We start from the raw sequence: 19090 nt of genomic DNA, 5'->3' as shown, positions 1-19090 counted from the left end.
CCCGACCCCGGCGGGCGCCGCCGCGGAGAACGGCCCCTCGGCGGGCCACGGTAAGCCACGTCCCGGGCGGGGCGCCGAGGGCGACCTCCGGTGGGCGTGCCGTCACCGGGACCAACGCCGGGCGGCGGCCTGTGTTCCCCGACACCTCCATCGGGGTCCCCCGACGCCGCTCACCTGGGGTCCGGCACGCCCGCGACCACCCGGCCCACCGCGGTCAGGGTGGGCAGGTCGGGGTCGTAGTACCCGGAGTGCCCGGTGTCGGGGTCCACCGGCAACGCGGTGGCGCCGAAGCCGTCGGAACCGGTCGGCCGGCCGAACCACCGGAGCGCCACGACCAGGTCGTCCGGGGAGGCGGCCTCGTACACCTCCGGCGCCTCCAGGCCCGCCGCGTCGCCTTCCATGCCGGGGCTGCCCAGCAGGACCACGGCGTCGGCGGCGAGCGCTCCGGGTGCGTCCGCGGCCTCGTCGACAACCACCGTCCCGTAGCTGTGCGCCAGCACCGTCGCCCGCGCCTCCGGGGAGACCACGGCGTCCCGGCCGGCCCGCAGCCCGGTGAGGGCGCCCGCCAGGGCGGCACCGCCCTCGACCGCGTTCCGCCGGCCCAGGACCTGCGGTGCGCCGCTCGGGCTGTCGTAGCCCAGCCACACGGCGGCCGCGACGGTGGTCCCGGGCGCCGCTCTGCGCGCCGCGGCGGTGACGGCCCGCGCGGTCCCCAGCAGCGCCCCGAGGTCGTCACCGGGGGTGTTGTGGATGCCGGGCACGACGAGCGCCACCGCGTCCGCGGTGTCCAGGTCGCCCAGCGCCAGCGCCACCCGGTCACCGGCCAGGTCGAGCAGCTGCAGCTGCACCGGGGAACCGGCCGCCTCCTCCGCCTCGATGCGGGAGGCGACGACGCGGGCGGTGAAGGCGGCGTACGCGCCGATCCCGGGGTCGGCGAGCGCGTCGGCCAGGAGCTGCCGGTTCGCCCGGTCGCGCGCCCAGGCGGGCACCCCGTCCCGGGCGCCCAGGCCGGCGGGGTCGGTGCGCAGCGCGGTGAGCTGGGCCGCCAGGGGGAGGGCCGCCCACCAGGCCGCCACCGCCTCCGGTGGGCCGGCCGGGCCCGGCGGGGCGCAGACGGGCTGCCCGAGGGGCAGGCCGGCCGCGAGCGCGGCGAAGTCCGCCGGCGCGGACCCGCCGTGCACCCCCACGTCGGCCAGGGCGGTGCCGGCGTCGTCGGCGGCCGCGCAGGCGGCCCGGACGTGCCGCAGTGCCGCCTCTGCGGCCGGCAGGGCCGGTGCGCCCGGCAGGGCGAGGGCCTCGAGGCGGACCAGCGCCTCGCGGGCCAGTTCCCGCGCCGCCCCGGCCTCGGCGGCGAGCCGGTCGAAGGCCGTTCCCGACTCCGCCGTCGCCCGCTCCACCGCCCAGGCGGCGGCCGAGAGGTCGCGCAGCGCGGCCGCGGCGGTGCGGGCCGCGGGACCGGCCCAGGAGGTCCCGCCGTCGACCGCCCGCGCCACCCCTTCCAGGCGGTTCCGCCAGGTCGGGAGCCGCCCGGCCACCGCGCCGAGTTCCTGCGCCGCCCGGCGGGCCTGGCCGACGTCCCAGACCGCCGCGGCGCGCAGCACCGGCGCGGTCACCGGGGCAGCCGCCGGCGGCCGTCGATGCCGCCGGCCAGCCGGGCGTCCTCGTCGAGGTAGGCCTGCACGACGGCCGCCAGGGTCCGGGCCAGCGCGGCCGTCCGCTCGGCCAGCACCTCCAGCAGCCCGGCCCACGCGGCGGCCGCCGCTCCCGCCGTCCACCCCGGCTCGCCCTCGAGCGCGGCCGGGAGACGTCCGGCCAGCGCGCGGCAGTCCTCGGCGTCGTCCAGCAGCTCGCCGCCCAGCCCGGTGAGCTCTCCGGCGAGCGCCGTCACCGCGGCCGGGTGGACGAGGACGGCGTCTGGTGGTGTCGGCGACGACATGGGAGCCCCCTGGAAGGTCCGGTGCCCTGGATGGGCAGGAGGTCCCGGACGCTAGGGAGCGGCGTGGTCGCCCGGTGCGCCGCCGTCCACAGGGAGCGGCGCGGTCCACATCCTGCGCGCCGGTCCTCCGGCCGGGCGGTGCCGGCCGGAGGATCGGCGCGGGATCAGGGAGCGGTGGTGGTGAGGGTGGTGTCGTCGGCCGCGCCGCTGGGCGCCCCGCCGACGACGATCGACCGGCGCTTGGACACCACGACGGAGACGACGATGACCAGCACGGCGGCCAGGGCGATGAGGACGCGGAGGACGGTGTTGGAGTCCTCGCCGACCGAGAGGCCGACCACCGCCGGGGCGATGATCAGGGCGACCAGGTTCATCACCTTGATCAGCGGGTTGATCGCCGGGCCGGCGGTGTCCTTGAAGGGGTCGCCCACCGTGTCACCGATGACGGTGGCCGCGTGCGCCTCGCTGCCCTTCCCGCCGTACGCGCCGTCCTCCACCATCTTCTTGGCGTTGTCCCACGCGCCGCCGGAGTTCGACAGGAACACCGCCATCAGGGTGCCGGCCGCGATGGCACCGACGAGGTAGGCCGCCAGCGGGCCGAAGCCGAGCCCGAAGCCCACCGCGACCGGCGCCAGGACGGCGAGCAGACCGGGCGTGGCCAGCTCGCGCAGCGAGTCCTTGGTGCAGATGTCGACGACGGCGCTGTAGTCGGGCCGCTCGCTGTAGTCCATGATCCCGGGCCGGGTGCGGAACTGCTCCCGCACCTCGAACACGACCCGGCCGGCCGCCCGCGAGACCGCGCTGATCGCCAGCCCGGAGAAGAAGAACACGACGGCGGCGCCCAGCACCGCCCCGACGACGTTGTTCGGGTTCACCAGGCTGAACGCGTCGCCGAGGGTGTCGCCCGCCTCGTCGAGGGCCACGGCGATCTGCGCGTTGTAGGAGCCGAAGAGCGCGGTGGCGGCCAGCACCGCCGTCGCGATCGCGATCCCCTTCGTGATCGCCTTCGTGGTGTTGCCGACGGCGTCGAGGTCGGTGAGGACGCGGGCGCCCTCCTCGTCGATGTCGCCGGACATCTCCGCGATGCCCTGCGCGTTGTCGCTGACCGGCCCGAAGGTGTCCATCGCGACGATGACGCCGGCGGTCGTGAGCAGGCCGCAACCGGCCAGCGCGACGGCGTAGAGCGCGGCACCGCCGCCGATCAGGAAGGCGCCGTAGACCGCACCGCCGATGAGCACCGCGGCGTAGACGGCGGACTCGAGGCCGAGGGATATCCCGGACAGGATCACCGTGGCGGGGCCGGTCAGGGAGCTGCGGCCGATGTCCTTGACCGGCTTGCGGCTGGTCTCGGTGAAGTACCCGGTGAGCTGCTGGATGGTGGCGGCGAGGACGACGCCGATGAGGACGGAGACGAAGCCGAGCACCTGCGGGCTGACGGCCATGTCGACGCCGTCGGAGACGCTCGGCAGGTAGATGAACGACGCGGCGGCGACGAGCACGAGGGAGGCGGCGGCGGAGGTGAAGAAGCCCCGGTTGATCGGGGCCATCCCGCTGGAGTCCGTCTTGGCCGGCCGGGTGGCCAGGACCCCCACGACCGAGGCGATGATGCCGATGCCCGCGACCAGCAGCGGGAAGACCATGCCGACGTTGCCGAAGAAGACCTGCCCGAGGATCAGGGCGGCGACCAGGGTGACCGCGTAGGACTCGAAGAGGTCGGCCGCCATGCCGGCGCAGTCGCCCACGTTGTCGCCGACGTTGTCGGCGATGGTCGCCGCGTTGCGCGGGTCGTCCTCGGGGATCCCGGCCTCCACCTTGCCCACCAGGTCCGCGCCGACGTCGGCGGCCTTGGTGAAGATGCCGCCGCCCACGCGCATGAACATGGCCAGCAGCGCGCCGCCGAAGCCGAAGCCCTCGAGGACGATCGGGGCCGTCTGGTCGAACAGCAGGAGGGCCAGTGCGGCACCGAAGAGCCCCAGGCCGACCGTGATCATGCCGACGACACCACCGGTGCGGTAGGCGATGCGGAAGGAGGGCAGGTACCCGCCGGCGTTGGCCGCGGCGGCGACGCGGACGTTGCCGCGCGTCGCCAGCGTCATGCCGATGAACCCGACCGCGGCGGAGAACAGCGCCCCGATGAGGAAGAAGATCGCCCGGCCGATCCGGGTCTCCCAGCCGCCGTCGGCCACCGGGAGCACCAGCAGGAGCAGGAACACGATCACGGCGAAGACGCCGAGGGTGCGGAACTGCCGTCTCAGGTAGGCCGCCGCGCCCTCCTGGACCGCCTGCGCGATCTCGCGCATCTTCACCGTGCCCTGATCCGACGCCAGGACGGCGCGGACGAGGTAGGCGGCGAACCCGAGGGCGGCCAGGGAGACGACGAGGACGACGGCGACCAGCGCCAGGTCCCCGCCGGACAGCGAACTGTCGGGCATGTGTTCCTCCAAATGCGGTCGCAGCCCCCGGGAGGCGTCGGTGCTCCCCGGGTCGGCGGAGGTTCCGCCCGGCGCACCGGGAACCCCCGTGCACCGAACGCTGCCGGAGTGTAAGGGAGATCACACAGGGTGCATCCACCCCGGTGGTGCTGTTACCTGTATCACACCGGTGGCATTCGCCGCCGCCCCGTGTCGGCGGAAGGTGTGACAGTGGAGGGGTGACGACGCTCCACCCGGTCCGCCCGGCCGCCCCGCCGGGGGCGGAGCTCCTGGCGTCGGTCCTCGCCGGGACCGCCGAGGAGGAGCAGCCGGTCACCCACGTGCACTCCGTCCCGGTGCGGGAGAGTGCCGTGCTCCCCTGGCCGGCGTGGGTGGCCCCGGCCCTGCGGTCCCGGCTCGAGGACCGCGGGGTGCCGGCGCCCTACCGGCACCAGGTGGAGGCGGCGCAGCTGGCCCGCGACGGGCGGCACGTCGTCGTCGCGACCGGGACGGCCTCGGGCAAGTCGCTGGCCTACCAGCTGCCCGCGCTGACCCGGCTGGCCGAGGACCCGCGCGCCTGCGTGCTGTACCTGGCGCCCACCAAGGCGCTGGCCCGCGACCAGCTGGCCTCGGTGGCCGCGCTGGCCGACCCCTCCGTGCGCCCGGCGGCCTACGACGGCGACACCCCGGCCGAGGAGAGGGACTGGGTCCGGCGGCACTCCCGCTGGATCGTGACCAACCCCGACATGTTGCACCGCGGGATCCTGCCGGCGCACCAGCGGTGGTCCAGCACGCTCCGCCGGGTGGCGTACGTGGTCATCGACGAGTGCCACGCCTACCGCGGCGTCTTCGGCTCGCACGTCGGGCACGTGCTGCGCCGGCTGCGGCGGATCTGCCGCCGCTACGGCGCCGAGCCGGTGTTCGTGCTCGCCTCGGCCACGGTGGCCGACCCGGCGACGGCCGCCACACGGCTGGTCGGCTCCCCCGTCGAGGCCGTGACGGCGGACGGCTCGCCCCGGCCCGGCGCGACCTTCGCCCTGTGGGAGCCGCCGCTGACCGAGCGGACCGGGGAGCACGGCGCGCCGCTGCGCCGGTCGGCCGCCGCGGATGCCGCCGGCCTGCTCGCCGACCTGGTGGAGCGCGGCGCCCGGACGCTCGCCTTCGTCCGGTCCCGGCGCAGCGCGGAGTCGGTCGCCGAGCAGGCCCGCCGGCTGCTGCACGACCGGGGCCGCGACGACCTGGTCCGCCGGGTGGACTCCTACCGCGGCGGCTACCTCCCCGAGGAACGGCGCGAGCTGGAACGGTGGCTGTCGTCCGGGGACCTGCTGGGCGTCGCGACGACGAACGCCTTGGAGCTCGGCATCGACATCGCCGGGCTGGACGCCGTGGTGCTGGCCGGCTACCCCGGCACGCTGGCGTCGCTGTGGCAGCAGGCCGGCCGCGCGGGACGGGCGCAGAAGGAGTCGCTGGTCGTCTTCGTCGCCCGCGACGACCCGCTGGACCACTACCTCGCCCACCACCCGCGGGCGGTGTTCGGGCGGCCGATCGAGGCCACCGTGACCGACCCGGCCAACCCCTACGTGCTGGGTCCGCAGCTGTGCTGCGCCGCCGCGGAGCTGCCCCTGACACCGGCGGACCTGCCCGACTTCGGCGGACCGGTCGCGGAGGCGCAACTGGAGGAGCTGGTGGCCGCCGGGTCGCTGCGGCGCCGCCCGGCCGGCTGGTACTGGGCCGGACGGGGTAGGCCCGACGTCGACATCCGGGGCAGCGGCGGCGAACCGGTGTCGATCATCGAGACCGGGACGGGGCGTCTGCTCGGCACCGTCGACGGCGGTGCGGCGCACGCGACGGTGCACCAGGGCGCGCTGTACGTGCACCGCGGGGAGACCTTCGTCGTCGACGAGTTCGACGTGGCCGACGCCTGCGCGGTCGTGCACGCCGACGATCCCGAGTGGACGACGGTGGCCCGTGACGTCACCGACCTGTCGATCGTCGCGGTCGAGCGGACCCGCCCACTCGGCGCCGTGACCGCCCACACCGGCGTCGTCGACGTCACCAACCGGGTCGTGGCCTACCAACGGCGGAGGCTCGGCAGCGGCGAGGTGCTCGCGGAGTTCCCGCTGGACCTCCCCCCGCGCCAGCTGCGCACCCGGGCGGTCTGGTGGACCCTCGGCGACCGCGCGGTCGAGCGCGCCGAGGTGGACGACGTCGAGCTGCCCGGCGCGCTGCACGCCGCCGAGCACGCGGCGATCGGCATCCTGCCGCTGCTGGCCACCTGCGACCGCTGGGACCTCGGTGGACTGTCCACGGCGCTGCACCCGGACACCGGCACCGCGACGATCTTCGTCTACGACGGTCACCCCGGCGGCGCCGGCTTCAGCGAGCGCGGGTTCGCCGTGCTGCGCCGCTGGCTGCAGGCGACCCGCGCGACCGTGGCCAGCTGCGAGTGCGAGAGCGGCTGCCCCTCCTGCGTCCAGTCGCCCAAGTGCGGCAACGGCAACGATCCGCTCGACAAGGCCGGGGCCGTGCGCGTCCTCGACGTGGTGCTCGACGAACTGGCCACCGCCGAGGGCATGCCCGGCGCCGACCGGGGCCGCGCCGAGCGCGACAGGGGCGAGCACGAGGGCAGCGAGCGCGACGGGACCGAGCGAGACGTGGCGGCGGGGGCCCGCAGCGGTGCCCCAGACTCCGGTCCCGGGGACGCGGACGACGAGGTCGAGGACGACATCGTCTTCTGAGCGATCGTCTCGTGCGCCGCCCTCCCGCGGCCGCGGAACGGGCCCCGCTACGACGCCGGCGCGACGGGTCCCGCTACGGCGCCGGCGCGACGGGTCCCGCTACGGCGCCGGCGCGACGGGTCCCGCTACGGCGCCGGCGCGACGGGTCCCGCGCGGGCGTGGGCGGTGGCCGAGACGGCACCCAGCGGGCCGAGCCGCACCGGCACGCTGACCGACACCTCGACCACCGCCCCGTCCCCGACCACGCAGGCGACGAGCTCGGCGGCGTTCGCGCGGGCCAGCTCGGCCGCGCTCCGGCACGCATCGGCCCCCTGCACGGCCCGGACCGCCCCGGCCAGGGCGGCCAGGTCGGCGGCGGCCGTGGCCCGGTGCCGGGCCACGACCGCCGCGCCGGTCAGCACCGCCGCCATCCCGATCACCGCGAGGACGCCGCCGAGCGCGAGTACCCACACGGTGGCCGAGCCCCGCTCCGACTCCGGCACCGGGCGCCTCATCCGGGAGCACCCGGTTCCCGGAGCGCCACGGCCACCGCCGACACGGTGATCCGGAGCGGGACCGGCCCCAGCGGGGCGACCGCGGCCGCCACGGTCACGGCGACCTCCTCCCCCTGGGATCTCACGGTGGTGACCGCGCCGGCGGGCGCGGCCCGGCCCGCCAGCGCGCGGACGGTCGCGACGTCCTCGCCGCGGGCGGCGGCCCGGGCGCCCTCCCGCGCCGCGTCCACGCAGCGCAGCTGGGCACCGACCACGGTGACCGCGGCGACGACACCGGCCAGGACGAGGAGCAGCACCGGCAGGACGACGGCCGTCTCGGCGGTGACCATCCCCGCCTCCCGGTGCGGCCGGGACGCGGTGCGGGGCCGCATCGGTCAGGAGAGCGTGGCGAGGGCCGACTCGACCAGGTCGGTCAGCCCGGTCACCACCGAGCCGCCGGTGACCACCCGGTAGAGGACGGCGGCGAACGCGCAGGCGGCCACCGTCCCGACGGCGTACTCGGCCGTGCTCATCCCCGCCTGCGGGGTGGCACGGACGGCGGCCCACCGCCGGGCGAGCCGACCCGGCGGCCGCAGGGGCTGGCCCTCCCCGCCGGTGACCTCGCTGCGTTCCTCGACCGGGATCGGTGTGCGCTCCACTGGTACCTCCTCGCTCGGGGCCCGCCTGCCGGGCCGCTCCCCGAGCCTGTCGGCGGGCGCGGCGCCGTCCCAGGGTCACCGGCGATCTGTGGACGGCCCGGGAGCCTGTGCACAGCCGTCAGCCGAGCAGCTCGCCGGCCAGGCCGAGGACCATGGGCACCACACCCAGGCAGACGAACGCCGGGAGGAAGCAGAGCCCGAGAGGTGCGAGCACCCAGACGCCGGCCCGTCGGACGGCGGCCTCGGTGGCCGCCCGCTCCGAGGCACGAGCGTCCGCGGCAAGTGCCTGCAGGGCGGGCGCCGCCGCGGCGCCCGACTCCCCGGCGCGTACCAGGACGCGGCCCAGGGGGCCCAGCTCCGCGGGCACCCCCGCCCATGCCCGCCGCGGTTCGGCACCCAGCCGGCCCAGAGCCGACACGGCGGTCAGGTGCCGGGACAGCGGGTCGGGTACCGCCGCACCCACCGCGGCCAGCGCCGCCCCCACAGGCACACCCGCGGACAGGCAGACGCCCAGCAGGTCGCAGGCGCCAGGGAGCTCGCGGGACAGCGCCGCCCGCTCGTTCCCCTCCGGATCGCCGCCCCGCAGCAGCCGGTCCGCCACCACGGCGATCACGACGGCAGCACCGGCGCCCAGCACGCCACCGACCAGGAGTCCCGCCGCGAGCCCCGCGCCGGCGGCGAACAGCCACCGCCGCCGTTGTACCGGCGGGTCGCCGGAGCCGGTTCCGGCCTCCTCCGCTGGAGTGCGCAGCCCCCGGGCACGGAGCCCCGCGAGCCGCGCCGTCGGTGACCAGAGCAGCAGCGCGGCGGCGAGCACCAGCAGCGCCGCCGGGTGCGACGTCACCGGACGGCCCGCCGCACCAGCCGCGCGGACCAGGCCAGCCCGGCGAACTCCAGGGCCACCCCGGCCACCAGGAGCACCTGACCGGTGCCCGTCGTGGTCAGCACCCCCCACGGGTCGGCACCCACCCCGCTGCCCATGACCAGCCCGAGCACCGGCAGGCCGGCCAGCAGCAGCGCGCTCGCCCGGGGCCCGGCGGTCGCCGTGCGCAGTTCCTGCCTCAGCCGTCGCCGCGCCCGCAGGTCGTCCTCCACCGCGGCCGTCACGGCGGCGAGGGAGCATCCCGTCCGCGCGCTCAGCAGGACGGCCGCCGCGATCCGGCGGAGGGCGCCGACGAACTCGGCGTCCCCGCCCTGCGGCACGGGGACGCCGGGTGCGCGCAGGGCCGCGGCGAGCGCGGCGCCGCACGCGTCGTCGGCGCACGCCGCCACCGCGGCGTCGGTCGCCGCCTCGACGGAGCGCCCGCTGCGCAGCTCGGCACCGAGCGCACCCAGCCCCTCGGTGAGCGACCGCAGCCGGCCCTCGGCGCGGCGCGCCTGCCGGTGGGACTGCCAGGACCGGGCCCCGGCGATCGCCCCGACCCCGGCGAGGCCGGCGACCACGGGGGTGCTCACCGCGACGGCCACCGCGGCCACCGAGACCGCGACCGCGACGGGGAGCGGCACGGTGCGGGGCCGCGGTCCGACACCCGCGGGGCCGGACCGCACCGCGCGCAGCCGTGCCCGCCGCAGCGTGCCCGCGTCCGGCCAGAGCAGCACCGCGAGGGCAGCGGCCAGGAGGGCCCCGGTCACGCCAAGCCCCCGGTCACGCCAAGCCCCCGGTCACGCCGGGCCCCATCACGCCGGCCCCCCGGCCAGCAGGGCCCGCAGTCGCCCGGCCGCCGGCACGTCGCCGCCGTCGGCCCGCCACCCGGGCTCGACGACGACGGCGTCACCCGATCGGCGCACCACCCCCAGCTCGGTCACCCGGCGCCCGGACGGGGTGCGCCGCAGGTGCACCACGAGCGCCAGTGCCGCGGCAGCCTGGCTGTGCACCGCGGCGCGGTCCAGCCCGGCGGCGACCGCCAGGGCCTCCAGCCGGGCCGGGACCTCGGCCGGGCGGTTGGCGTGCAGCGTGCCGCAGCCGCCGTCGTGCCCGGTGTTCAGCGCGGCCAGCAGGTCCGTCACCTCCGCCCCGCGGACCTCGCCGACGACCAGCCGGTCCGGTCGCATGCGCAGGGCCTGCCGCACCAGGTCCCGCAGCGTCACGGCGCCGACCCCCTCCACGTTCGGCGGTCGGGTGACCAACCGGACGACGTGCGGATGCTCGGGAGCCAGCTCGGGGGCATCCTCGCAGACGACGATGCGGTCGGTGGGATCGGTGGCGCCGAGCAGCGCCGAGAGCAGGGTGGTCTTCCCCGACCCGGTGCCGCCGGTGACCAGGAACGCCGATCGGCCCGCCACCACGGCGCGCAGCAGCTGCTCGCTCGCCCCGGGGAGCGTGCCGAGCGCCGCCAGCTCCGCGAGGGAGTGCGCGGTCCGGCGCAGGACGCGCAGCGACAGGCACGTGCCGCTCCCCGACACCGGCGGCAGGACGGCGTGCAGTCGGGTGCCGTCGCCGAGCCCGACGTCCACCCAGGGCGAGGCGTCGTCGAGCCGCCGGCCGGCCGTGGCCGCGAGCCGGGCGGCGAGCCGGCGGACGGCGTCGTCGTCGGGGAACCGGACGTCGGTCAGCTCCAGCCCGGCGCCGCGGTCGACCCACACCTGATCCGGTCCGTTCACGAGGACGTCGGTGACCTGGGGCATCCGCAGCAGCACCTCGAGGGGGCCGGCGCCGGCCAGCTCGTCGACGGCGTCGCGGACTGCCAGGAGGACGTCGTCGTCCCCGAGCAGTCCACCGGCCTCCTCGCGGACGAGTGCGGCGACGCCGGCCCGGGTCGGCGGGCCGGGGTGCAGCGCCAGCCTCGCCCGGACGCGGTCGAGCAGCGGCGCGGCCGTCACGGCTGCCCACCCCGGGACGGCAGCGCGGCCAGGACCCGCCGCGCCACCACGCCGAACGGGGAGCGGGCCGTCACCAGCGGTGGCTCGCCGCGCTCGGCCCGGGGCACGGCACTCCGGTCGTGGGCCAGCTCGGCGAGCACCGGCCGCCCGACGAGGTCGGCGACCTCCTCCCGGGACAGTCCCCCCGGCACCGGGCGGGTGACCAGCCGCGCGCCGGCCCACACCGAGTCGTCGGCCTCGACCAGCAACCGGGCGGCCGTGGCAGACCGCAACCGGGCCGGGACCACCAGCACTGCCAGGTCGGCCCCCGCGGCGACCGCGAGCGCCGCCTCCCCGGCACCGCGCGGCACGTCGACCACGACCGGGCAGCCGATCGCGCAGGCGGCGTCCACGACCGCCTCGAGGGCCTCGGCCGGGACCGGGTGCGGCGACGACCGGGCCGCGGCGAGGACCGACACGCCACCCACCTCGGGCAGGGCGGCCAGGAGCGCATCGCCCGCGACCCGGCCGCGCAGCCCCGCCAGGTCGGGCCAGCGCAGCCCGTCGGCTCCTTCGGCCCCGAGCAGCAGGTCCAGGCCCGCACCCCACGGATCGACGTCGACGAGCGTCACCCCCGGGGCGGCGACCAACGCCACGGCGGCCGCGACGGTGCTGGCGCCGGCACCACCGCACGAGCCCCCCACCACGACCAGCCGGCCCCGCTCGACCGGATCGCGGACCGCGGCGGTGCAGCGCGCGAGCAGCCACGACTCGTCGGCGGGCAGCACGGCCACCCGCTCCGCCCCGATCTCCACGGCCGCTGCCCAGTCGGCCGCCGGCAGGTCGCCATCGGCCACCACGACGACGCCCGGACGGCGTGGCAGCGCGCGCAGCGCACCGGAGCGCAGCGCGTCGGCGCCGATCAGGACCAGCGGCGCCTGCCGGTGCGCCCGGCGCAGCGCGGGGCCGCCGGTCGCGAGCTCCACCTCGGCGCCGGCGGTGGCCAGCAGCCGGAGGAGGTCGTCGAGGAGGCGCTCGTCGGTGCTGACGACGAGGGGCCGGGCGGGTGGGCGTGAGGTCGACACGCCCCGACCTCACGCCGCCGTGGGCAAGGAGTGCCAGAACGGGAGGAGAACTGTGGATGACCCGAACGGGTGTGGACGGCGCGCGGCCTCCGCCACGGTGGTCGGCTCCACTTAGAGTCGTGCCTCGTGACCCGCGCAGCGGCGTTCTTCGACCTGGACAAGACGGTCATCGCCAAGTCCAGCACCCTGGCGTTCGGCCGGCCGTTCTTCCACGGTGGGCTGATCAACCGCCGTGCCGTGCTCACGACCGCCTACGCGCAGCTGGTCTTCTCCCGCGCCGGCGCCGACGCCCAGCAGATGGAGCGGCTGCGCGCCCAGCTCACCACCATGGTGACCGGCTGGGACGCCGCGACCGTGCAGGACATCGTCCGCGAGACCCTGCACGAGATCGTCGATCCGCTGGTCTACGCGGAGGCGGCCGACCTCATCGAGGAGCACCGGGCCGCCGGCCGGGAGATCGTGATCGTCTCCAGCAGCGGCGCGGAGATGGTCGAGCCGATCGGCGAGATGCTCGGTGTCGACCGGGTGGTGGCCACCCGGATGGTGGTGGAGGACGGCCGCTACACCGGCGAGATCGGGTTCTACGCCTACGGCGAGAACAAGGCCGAGGCGATGCGCCGGGTGGCCGCGGAGGGCGGCTACGACCTGGCCGACTGCTACGCCTACAGCGACTCCATCACCGATCTGCCGATGCTCTCGGCGGTCGGGCACCCGACGGCCGTCAACCCCGACCGCGGGCTGCGCAAGGCGGCGCTCCAGAACGGCTGGCCGGTCCTGCAGTTCACCCGGCCGGTCAGCATGCGGGCCAGGTTCTCCGCTCCCCCCGCGCCGGTGGTCACCGGTGCCGCGGTGGGCGTCGGTGCCGCGGTCGTCGGCCTGGCCTGGTACGCCCGTCACCGGGCGCTGCGGGCCGGGCTGTCGCCCGTCGGCGACCCGGCCCCGCTGAGCGGCCGCCGCCGGCGCCGCGGGGCCTGACACCTCCTGCCGGGTCACGGCCCGAACCACGACCCCGGCGGGGCACCTCCCCCGGCACCGCGGCGTGGGACATCCTGCCGACGTGCTCACCGTGGTGCTCGCCTGGCTGGCCGCCCTGGCCGTCTGCGTGGCAGCGGTGCTGTTCGGCCAGTCCACCCGTGCCGCACCGCGGCGCCGCTCGGCCGTGGGCCGCGTCGGGCTGTTCCTGTCGCTGTCCGGGCCGTGGCTCTCGGTGCTGGCCGCGGCGGCCGCGGCCGCGCTCACGGACGGCTGGCTGGTCGCCGCGGCGGCCGGCGCGTGCGGGGTCGTGCTCACCTGTGCCGCCGGCTTCCTCCTCTCCCCCCGCTGACCCGCCCCTCCCGGACGGTTCCCTGCCGGGAGGCCGGCCGGTCCCCTCAGCCCCCGAGGCGCTCCCGGACGCGGTCGACGAGGGTCCGGCCGGCCGACACCGGCCGGAACGCCCTGGCCGCCGCGGTGAGGGCCGCCTGCTCGTCGGGACGCAGCGCGACGCCCGCCGCGGCCGCGTTCGCCTCCAGCTGCGCCACGCTGGAGGCGCCGGGGATCACCACCACCCGCGGCAGCCCGATCAGCCAGGCCAGCGCGATCTGCGCGGGCGTCGCGTCGTGGGCGTCGGCCACCTCCCGCACCAGGTCCAGCAGCGGGGCGACCCGGCGCAGGTTCTCGGTGCCGAACAGCGGGTTGACCGCCCGGACGCCGCCCGGCCGGTGGTCGACGCCGTACCGCCCGCCGAGCAGGCCCTGCGCGAGCGGGCTGTAGGCGATCACCAGCCGGTTCTCCCGCTCGGCGAAGGGCACGTGGTCCTCCAGCGGGCCGGCGCGCGCGAGGGAGAACTGCACCTGGTTGCTCACCACCGGCGCGCCCAGGGCGGCGTCGGCCGCCCGCCACCGGGCCAGGGAGTAGTTCGACACGCCCGCGGCACCGATCCCGCCCTCGTCGAGCAGCCGGCGGAAGGCGGGCATGGTCACCGCGTCGGGGACGACCGGGTTGGGCTGGTGCACCTGGTAGAGCGGGATGCGGTCGAGCCCGAGCCGCCGGGCGCTGCCGGCCCACCGGCGCCGCACGACCGGCGGGAACGGCGCGACCGGGAAGATCTTGCTGGCGACGACGACCTCGTCGCGCTCGTGCCCGAGCGCCTCGCCGAGGATGCGCTCGCTGCGGCCGAAGCCGTAGACCTCGGCGGTGTCGAACAGCGTGATGCCCAGCTCGCGGGCCCGCCGGACGATGTCGAGGGCGGCGCGGTCGGCATAGCTGTCGCCGTAGCCCCACTCCCGGGAGCCGAACTGCCACGTGCCCAGGCCGATGCGGCTGACCGGTCCGAGCCCGTCGACGTCGAGGTGGTCCATGCCGGCCAGTCTTCGCGACCGGCCGCGCGCGTGCAGCTCAGCCGCGCAGCAGGCTCTCGCAGATGGCCAGCCCCTCGAGCGCGCCGTGCTCGGTGGCCCGGCAGCAGTGCACCAGCCAGCCCGCCACGCCGGCCTCCGTGCCCGACGCGTAGCCGGCCAGCGCCGAGCCGTAGGCCTCGCGGCCCAGCTCGGCGAACCCGACCTCGGGCACGGACACGGCCTTGGGGTCCAGGCCGCGGGCGATTCCGGTGAGGCGACCCGCGCCGCGTGCCACGACGCCGTCGGAGGTGCCGAACGGCGCCAGCGCGGCCAGTTCGCCGTGCACCAGCGCGGCGACGAGCACCGCGGGGAGCGTCGTCGGGCCGGTGATCAGCGCGATCAGCCCCGACAGCCGTGGCCCGGCGTGGGCGGCCGGCCGGCCGAGCGCGGCGGGATCGGCGAGGTCGGTCGCGGCGAGCACGTGCAACCGGGCGAGCACCTGACCGGGTGCCCGGGGCCACGTCTCCACCATGGCCCCCAGACCGGCCGACACCCGGAGCGCTCCCTGCACGACCGGGTCGGTGACGTCGCCGGCCCGCAGCTCGGCGAGCGGCACGTCCGCTCCCTCCAGCGCCGCCGACGCCCGTGCCCCGCGCAGGGCGGACTCGGTGCTGACCCCCGCCGACTCCCGCCGGAGCACCTTGTGCCGGAGCAGCCGGTCGATGCCGGCGCGGGCGGCGTCCGCGGCCTCGCGCACCCCGGGCAGGTCGAGCAGCGGGGCCAGCGGGTCGGGCGCGGACGAGCGCGGCGCGGCCGGGGCCGGGGCCGCACCGGGGCGCAGGGGGATGCTCACGGGGACGACGGTACGAGGCGGCGCGGCGGCGCCCGCACGGCCCTCGCCTACTCTCCCCCTGCCATGTCCCGACCCCTCACGCTGCTGCTCGTCCGCCACGGACAGAGCGAGTGGAACGTCGCCGGCCTCATGCAGGGACAGACCGGGCACGTCCCGCTCACCCCGACCGGGCACGCCCAGGCCGCGGCCGCCGCCACCGAACTGGCCGGGCTCGGACCCGGCGCGCTGATCTCCAGCGACCTCCTCCGCGCCGTGCAGACCGCCGAGCACTGCGCCGCCGCGACGGGCCTGCCGGTGGTCACCACTCCGGCCCTGCGCGAGCAGGGGTACGGCGAGCTGGAGGGACGGCCGTCCCGGGAGCTGTGGGACGTCGTCGACTGGACCGATCCGCACTGGGCAGCGGCCGGCGGGGAGAGCCTGGCGGAGCTGCACGCGCGGGTGGCGGCCTTCCTCAAGGACCTCTCGGCCGAGCCCCCCGCCGACGTGGTGGCCCTCGTCACCCACGGGGACACCATCCGCGCGGCCCAGGCGGTGGTGGCCGGCCTGGGCCCCGACGCGATGCCGGCGGTCACGCCGCACAACGGCACGATCACCCGGCTGGAGCTGCTCGCGTGAGTTCCGCCGGATGAGGCTCACCGGTCCGCTGGAGTCCGCCGCGCTGCTCACCGTGCTGCCGGTGCCCGCGGCCGCCGCCGGCTCGACCCGGGGCGTGCTGCCGTGGGCGCCGCTGGTCGGGCTGGTCCTCGGCGGCGCCGCGACCGGGCTCGCGGTCCTGGGCGACCGGTGGGTCTCCCCGCTGGCCGGCGCGGTGCTCGGCGTCGCCGCCCTGGCGGTGCTCACGCGCGGGCTCCACCTGGACGGGCTGGCCGACACCGCGGACGGGCTGGGCCCGCTCCGGGGCCGGGAGCGCGCCCTGCAGGTCATGCACCAGAGCGACATCGGGCCCTTCGGTGTCGTCGCGCTGGTCCTGACGCTGCTGCTGCAGGTGGCCTGCGCCGCCACCCTGCTGGAGACGCCGCACGGCTGGCCGGCGCTCTGGGCCGCGGTGGTGGTCGCCCGGGTGGCGATGGCGCGCACCGGGCTGCCCGGCGTCGCGACGGCGGACGGGTCGGCGCTCGGCTCGCTGGTGGCCGGCACCGTCTCCGTGCCGTGGTTCACCGGGTGGCTGGTCGTCGTCCTCGGCCTGCTGGCCGCCCAGGCCGCGGCCGACCCCGCGTCCGCCGCCGCCCTCGTGGGCAGCGCCCTGGCCGGACTGCTGGCGGCCGAGCTGCTGCTCCGGCTGGCCCGCCGACGACTGGGCGGCGTGACCGGCGACGTGATGGGCGCCATGGGCGAGACGGCCACCCTCCTCGTCGCCGCGTCCGCGCTCTAGCCGTCCCGCGCCACCCTCCGGCGCCCGCCCGACGGGCGGCTCCTCACCGGCGGCGCAGCACGCCCCGGACCAGGCGCCCGATGCCCCCGGCCGAGGAGGGGGCCGCCGTACGACCGCGCCCCATCCCCCGGCCCGTGGCCGGACGCCCCGTGCCCCGTCCGCGGCGGGCCGTCGCACGGCCCCCGCGGGCGGCGTTCCCTGCGGTACCCATCAGCCTGCCGAGGATGCTCATGCCCGACGGGTTCCCGGAACGGCGCCGGGCGATTCCCCGCCACGGCGGGCGCCGGCCCGGGCGCGGCGTGGCGTGACCCGCTGCTCATCCGGCGGACCGCTCGGACAGCTCGCACGGTCTGGGGTCGCCAGGACGACCCCACGTCGATAGCTTGTCCCGCAACATCCGGCGGCCCTCGGGAGATGCCCGTGTCCTCGTCCATCGTCGTAGGGCTCGATGGCAGTGAGGCGAGCGTGCGCGCCGCCGATGCCGGGGCCGAAGCCGCCCGTCGGCACGACCTCAGACTCGTCCTGGCCTGCGTCGTCCCCTGGTCGCCGTACGCCATCACCACGAACGAGGACAACGAACGCCGGTCGGTCGACAAGGCCCGGGAGGTGGCGGCGGCCCAGGAGCGGGTGCTCGACCCCGTCGTCGCCCGGCTCTCGGCGGACGGTGACATCGACGTCGAGGGGGTGGTCCGGCACGGGCATCCGGCCGAGACCCTGGTCGCCCTGGCCCGCGAGCACGACGCCGCGTGGATCACGGTCGGCCGGGTCGGCCAGAGCCGGGTGCGCACCCTGCTCTTCGGGTCGACCCCCGGCAGCCTGATCCAGCTCTCGTCGGTGCCCGTCCTGGTGGTGCCCTGATGGACACCGCCCCGGCCACCGTGCTCGCCGCGTCGTTCGACGAGCAGGTCGACAGCTTCTTCGCCCCGATCTCCGACTTCATCGTCTCGATCGTCTTCTTCGCGATCCCCCTCGACTTCATCGACGAGGGCGTCGAGCTCCCGCTGATCGTGGTGTGGCTGGTCGTCGCCGGCTTCTTCTTCACGATCTACCTGCGCGGCTTCCAGTTCCGGGCGTTCACGCACGCGATCCAGCTGATCCGCGGGCGGTACGACGACCCCCGGGACGCCGGCGAGGTCACCCACTTCCAGGCGCTGGCCACCGCGGTGTCGGGCACGGTCGGCCTGGGCAACATCGCCGGCGTCGCCGTGGCGATCTCGCTCGGCGGACCGGGCGCGACGCTCTGGATGATCGTCGCCGGGCTGGTCGGCATGTGCACCAAGGGCGTCGAGTGCACGCTGGGCGTCAAGTACCGCAACGTCTACGCCGACGGCCGGGTCTCCGGCGGGCCGATGTGGTACCTGAGCCGGGGGCTGGCCGAGAAGGGCATGGGCACGCTCGGCAAGGTGCTCGCCGTCCTGTTCTGCATCTTCACCCTCGGCGGGGCCGTCGGCGGCGGCAACATGTTCCAGGCCAACCAGGCCTTCAGCCAGGCGCAGTCGGTGACCGGCGGGGACGACGGGCCGCTCGGTGGCGGCGCCGCCGGCGCGATCTTCGGTCTGGTGCTGGCGCTGCTGGTCGGCGCAGTGATCATCGGCGGCATCCGCAGCATCGCGCGGGTCACCGACAAGCTGGTGCCCTTCATGGCGGTCTTCTACGTGCTCGCCTGCCTGACGGTGCTGGTCGTCAACCTCTCCGACGTCCCCGAGGCGCTGTGGGCGATCGTCTCCCAGGCCTTCTCCCCGGAGGCCGGGTTCGGCGGCATCGTCGGCGTCCTCATCCAGGGCTTCCGGCGGGCCGCGTTCAGCAACGAGGCCGGGCTCGGGTCGGCGGCGATCGCCCACTCGGCGGTCAAGACCGAGGAGCCGGCCACCGAGGGCCACGTCGCCGTCCTCGAGCCGTTCATCGACACCGTGGTCATCTGCACGATGACTGCGCTGGCGATCGTCATCACCGGCACCTACGCCGACGACTCCAGCGCTCCAGGGGTGCAGACCACGTCCGCGGCGTTCGAGACGGTCGTCGGCTGGTTCCCGCTCGTGCTGGCGGTGGCGGTGATCCTGTTCGCCTACTCGACGATGCTGGCCTGGAGCTACTACGGGCTGAAGGCGGCGACCTACCTCTTCGGCGAGTCGATGCTGGTGGACCGCACCTGGAAGTTCATCTTCTGCGTGTTCGTCGTCATCGGCGCCTCGTCGGCGCTGGACGCGGTCATCGGCTTCTCCGACAGCATGATCTTCCTGATGGCGCTGCCCAACATCCTCGGGCTCTACCTCATGGCCGGGGTCGTGAAGCGGGAGATCTACGGCTACCGCCGCCGGCTCGAGAGCGGGGAGATCCTGCCGGTGGCCGAGCGCACGGGCTGAGCCCGGCGCCCGGCCACGCTCACTCGGCGCCGAGCGCCACGCTCACTCGGCGCCGAGCGCCACGCTCACTCGGCGCCGAGCGC

19 protein-coding genes are annotated in these 19090 nt (G+C 76.7%); 7 read left to right on the top strand and 12 right to left on the bottom strand.

Annotated elements, in window-relative coordinates:
- Positions 1-170 precede the first annotated feature (170 nt).
- From BM142_RS03305 to BM142_RS03295, 3 genes are all read right to left on the bottom strand, one after another.
- On the bottom strand, positions 171-1613 hold the full coding sequence (locus BM142_RS03305) for an alpha/beta hydrolase (protein ID WP_092195354.1): 1443 nt from the start codon (positions 1611-1613) through the stop codon (positions 171-173).
- Positions 1610-1936 (bottom strand): hypothetical protein, encoded by a 327-nt coding sequence (locus BM142_RS03300; RefSeq protein WP_092195353.1) that lies wholly within the window; start codon positions 1934-1936, stop codon positions 1610-1612. The genes BM142_RS03305 and BM142_RS03300 overlap by 4 nt, the downstream gene beginning before the upstream one ends.
- 164 nt (positions 1937-2100) lie before the next feature.
- Positions 2101-4368, bottom strand: a complete 2268-nt coding sequence (locus BM142_RS03295) for a sodium-translocating pyrophosphatase (RefSeq protein ID WP_092195352.1) — start codon at positions 4366-4368, stop codon at positions 2101-2103.
- 218 nt (positions 4369-4586) lie between these two features.
- Here BM142_RS03295 and BM142_RS03290 point away from each other — a divergent pair, with 218 nt between their 5' ends.
- On the top strand, positions 4587-7085 hold the full coding sequence (locus BM142_RS03290) for a DEAD/DEAH box helicase (protein ID WP_254790504.1): 2499 nt from the start codon (positions 4587-4589) through the stop codon (positions 7083-7085).
- Positions 7086-7210: 125 nt separating this feature from the next.
- Here BM142_RS03290 and BM142_RS03285 read toward each other — a convergent pair whose 3' ends face one another.
- The 7 genes from BM142_RS03285 to ssd all read right to left on the bottom strand — a co-directional run bounded on the left by BM142_RS03285 (position 7211) and on the right by ssd (position 12101).
- Entirely contained in the window at positions 7211-7579 is a 369-nt protein-coding gene (locus BM142_RS03285) for an Rv3654c family TadE-like protein (RefSeq protein WP_092195351.1), read from the bottom strand.
- Positions 7576-7950: a TadE family type IV pilus minor pilin gene (locus tag BM142_RS03280; RefSeq protein WP_254790503.1), complete on the bottom strand. Its 375-nt coding sequence runs from the start codon at positions 7948-7950 to the stop codon at positions 7576-7578. Before BM142_RS03280 ends, BM142_RS03285 begins: the two co-directional genes overlap by 4 nt.
- Before the next feature lie 3 nt (positions 7951-7953).
- Positions 7954-8217: a DUF4244 domain-containing protein gene (locus BM142_RS25035; protein ID WP_254790502.1), complete on the bottom strand. Its 264-nt coding sequence runs from the start codon at positions 8215-8217 to the stop codon at positions 7954-7956.
- 118 nt (positions 8218-8335) lie between these two features.
- Positions 8336-9061, bottom strand: coding sequence for a type II secretion system F family protein (locus BM142_RS03270; RefSeq protein ID WP_254790501.1), 726 nt, complete (start codon positions 9059-9061; stop codon positions 8336-8338).
- Entirely contained in the window at positions 9058-9849 is a 792-nt protein-coding gene (locus BM142_RS03265; protein ID WP_092195349.1) for a type II secretion system F family protein, read from the bottom strand. Before BM142_RS03265 ends, BM142_RS03270 begins: the two co-directional genes overlap by 4 nt.
- A 45-nt stretch (positions 9850-9894) precedes the next feature.
- The gene (locus tag BM142_RS03260) at positions 9895-11037 is read right to left on the bottom strand and encodes a TadA family conjugal transfer-associated ATPase (protein WP_092195348.1); all 1143 of its coding nucleotides are present in this window, start codon (positions 11035-11037) and stop codon (positions 9895-9897) included.
- Positions 11034-12101, bottom strand: a complete 1068-nt coding sequence (gene ssd, locus BM142_RS03255; protein WP_092195347.1) for a septum site-determining protein Ssd — start codon at positions 12099-12101, stop codon at positions 11034-11036. Before ssd ends, BM142_RS03260 begins: the two co-directional genes overlap by 4 nt.
- Positions 12102-12227: 126 nt before the next feature.
- Between ssd and BM142_RS03250 the strand changes: the two genes are divergently transcribed.
- Both BM142_RS03250 and BM142_RS03245 read left to right on the top strand, forming a co-directional pair.
- Positions 12228-13076: an HAD family hydrolase gene (locus tag BM142_RS03250; RefSeq protein WP_092195346.1), complete on the top strand. Its 849-nt coding sequence runs from the start codon at positions 12228-12230 to the stop codon at positions 13074-13076.
- An 82-nt stretch (positions 13077-13158) separates the two neighbouring features.
- Entirely contained in the window at positions 13159-13425 is a 267-nt protein-coding gene (locus tag BM142_RS03245) for a hypothetical protein (protein ID WP_092195345.1), read from the top strand.
- Between the two features lie 46 nt (positions 13426-13471).
- Here the strand turns inward: BM142_RS03245 and BM142_RS03240 are convergent, their stop codons facing one another.
- Together BM142_RS03240 and BM142_RS03235 are read right to left on the bottom strand one after the other, a co-directional pair.
- On the bottom strand, positions 13472-14440 hold the full coding sequence (locus BM142_RS03240; protein ID WP_092195344.1) for an aldo/keto reductase: 969 nt from the start codon (positions 14438-14440) through the stop codon (positions 13472-13474).
- 37 nt (positions 14441-14477) lie between these two features.
- Positions 14478-15272 carry a Fic family protein gene (locus tag BM142_RS03235; protein ID WP_175527074.1) on the bottom strand — a complete coding sequence of 265 codons (795 nt, stop codon included), beginning with the start codon at positions 15270-15272 and terminating at the stop codon, positions 14478-14480.
- A 63-nt stretch (positions 15273-15335) separates the two neighbouring features.
- Between BM142_RS03235 and BM142_RS03230 the strand changes: the two genes are divergently transcribed.
- The 4 genes from BM142_RS03230 (at position 15336) to BM142_RS03210 (ending at position 19007) form a co-directional block, all read left to right on the top strand.
- The gene (locus BM142_RS03230) at positions 15336-15887 is read left to right on the top strand and encodes a histidine phosphatase family protein (protein WP_092195343.1); all 552 of its coding nucleotides are present in this window, start codon (positions 15336-15338) and stop codon (positions 15885-15887) included.
- Positions 15888-15897: 10 nt separating this feature from the next.
- The gene (locus tag BM142_RS03225) at positions 15898-16644 is read left to right on the top strand and encodes an adenosylcobinamide-GDP ribazoletransferase (RefSeq protein ID WP_092195342.1); all 747 of its coding nucleotides are present in this window, start codon (positions 15898-15900) and stop codon (positions 16642-16644) included.
- A 414-nt stretch (positions 16645-17058) separates the two neighbouring features.
- Positions 17059-17502 (top strand): universal stress protein, encoded by a 444-nt coding sequence (locus BM142_RS03215; RefSeq protein ID WP_092195340.1) that lies wholly within the window; start codon positions 17059-17061, stop codon positions 17500-17502.
- Positions 17502-19007 (top strand): alanine/glycine:cation symporter family protein, encoded by a 1506-nt coding sequence (locus BM142_RS03210; protein ID WP_092195339.1) that lies wholly within the window; start codon positions 17502-17504, stop codon positions 19005-19007. The genes BM142_RS03215 and BM142_RS03210 overlap by 1 nt, the downstream gene beginning before the upstream one ends.
- Positions 19008-19090: the final 83 nt, after the last annotated feature.

The organism is Blastococcus tunisiensis, from assembly GCF_900112815.1.
In the GTDB taxonomy this organism is placed as follows: domain Bacteria; phylum Actinomycetota; class Actinomycetes; order Mycobacteriales; family Geodermatophilaceae; genus Blastococcus_B; species Blastococcus_B tunisiensis.
Note: the sequence above shows the minus strand (reverse complement) of the source record. Positions and strands in the feature narration are given on the sequence as shown.

Bases quoted from the DNA above. Each gene is read 5' to 3' on its own strand.
- BM142_RS03300 (WP_092195353.1), bottom strand. From the start codon at position 1,936: ATGTCGTCGCCGACACCACCAGACGCCGTCCTCGTCCACCCGGCCGCG.
- BM142_RS03295 (WP_092195352.1), bottom strand. From the start codon at position 4,368: ATGCCCGACAGTTCGCTGTCCGGCGGGGACCTGGCGCTGGTCGCCGTC.
- BM142_RS03285 (WP_092195351.1), bottom strand. From the start codon at position 7,579: ATGAGGCGCCCGGTGCCGGAGTCGGAGCGGGGCTCGGCCACCGTGTGG.
- BM142_RS03280 (WP_254790503.1), bottom strand. From the start codon at position 7,950: ATGCGGCCCCGCACCGCGTCCCGGCCGCACCGGGAGGCGGGGATGGTC.
- BM142_RS03240 (WP_092195344.1), bottom strand. From the start codon at position 14,440: ATGGACCACCTCGACGTCGACGGGCTCGGACCGGTCAGCCGCATCGGC.
- BM142_RS03230 (WP_092195343.1), top strand. From the start codon at position 15,336: ATGTCCCGACCCCTCACGCTGCTGCTCGTCCGCCACGGACAGAGCGAG.
- BM142_RS03225 (WP_092195342.1), top strand. From the start codon at position 15,898: ATGAGGCTCACCGGTCCGCTGGAGTCCGCCGCGCTGCTCACCGTGCTG.
- BM142_RS03215 (WP_092195340.1), top strand. From the start codon at position 17,059: ATGCCCGTGTCCTCGTCCATCGTCGTAGGGCTCGATGGCAGTGAGGCG.
- BM142_RS03210 (WP_092195339.1), top strand. From the start codon at position 17,502: ATGGACACCGCCCCGGCCACCGTGCTCGCCGCGTCGTTCGACGAGCAG.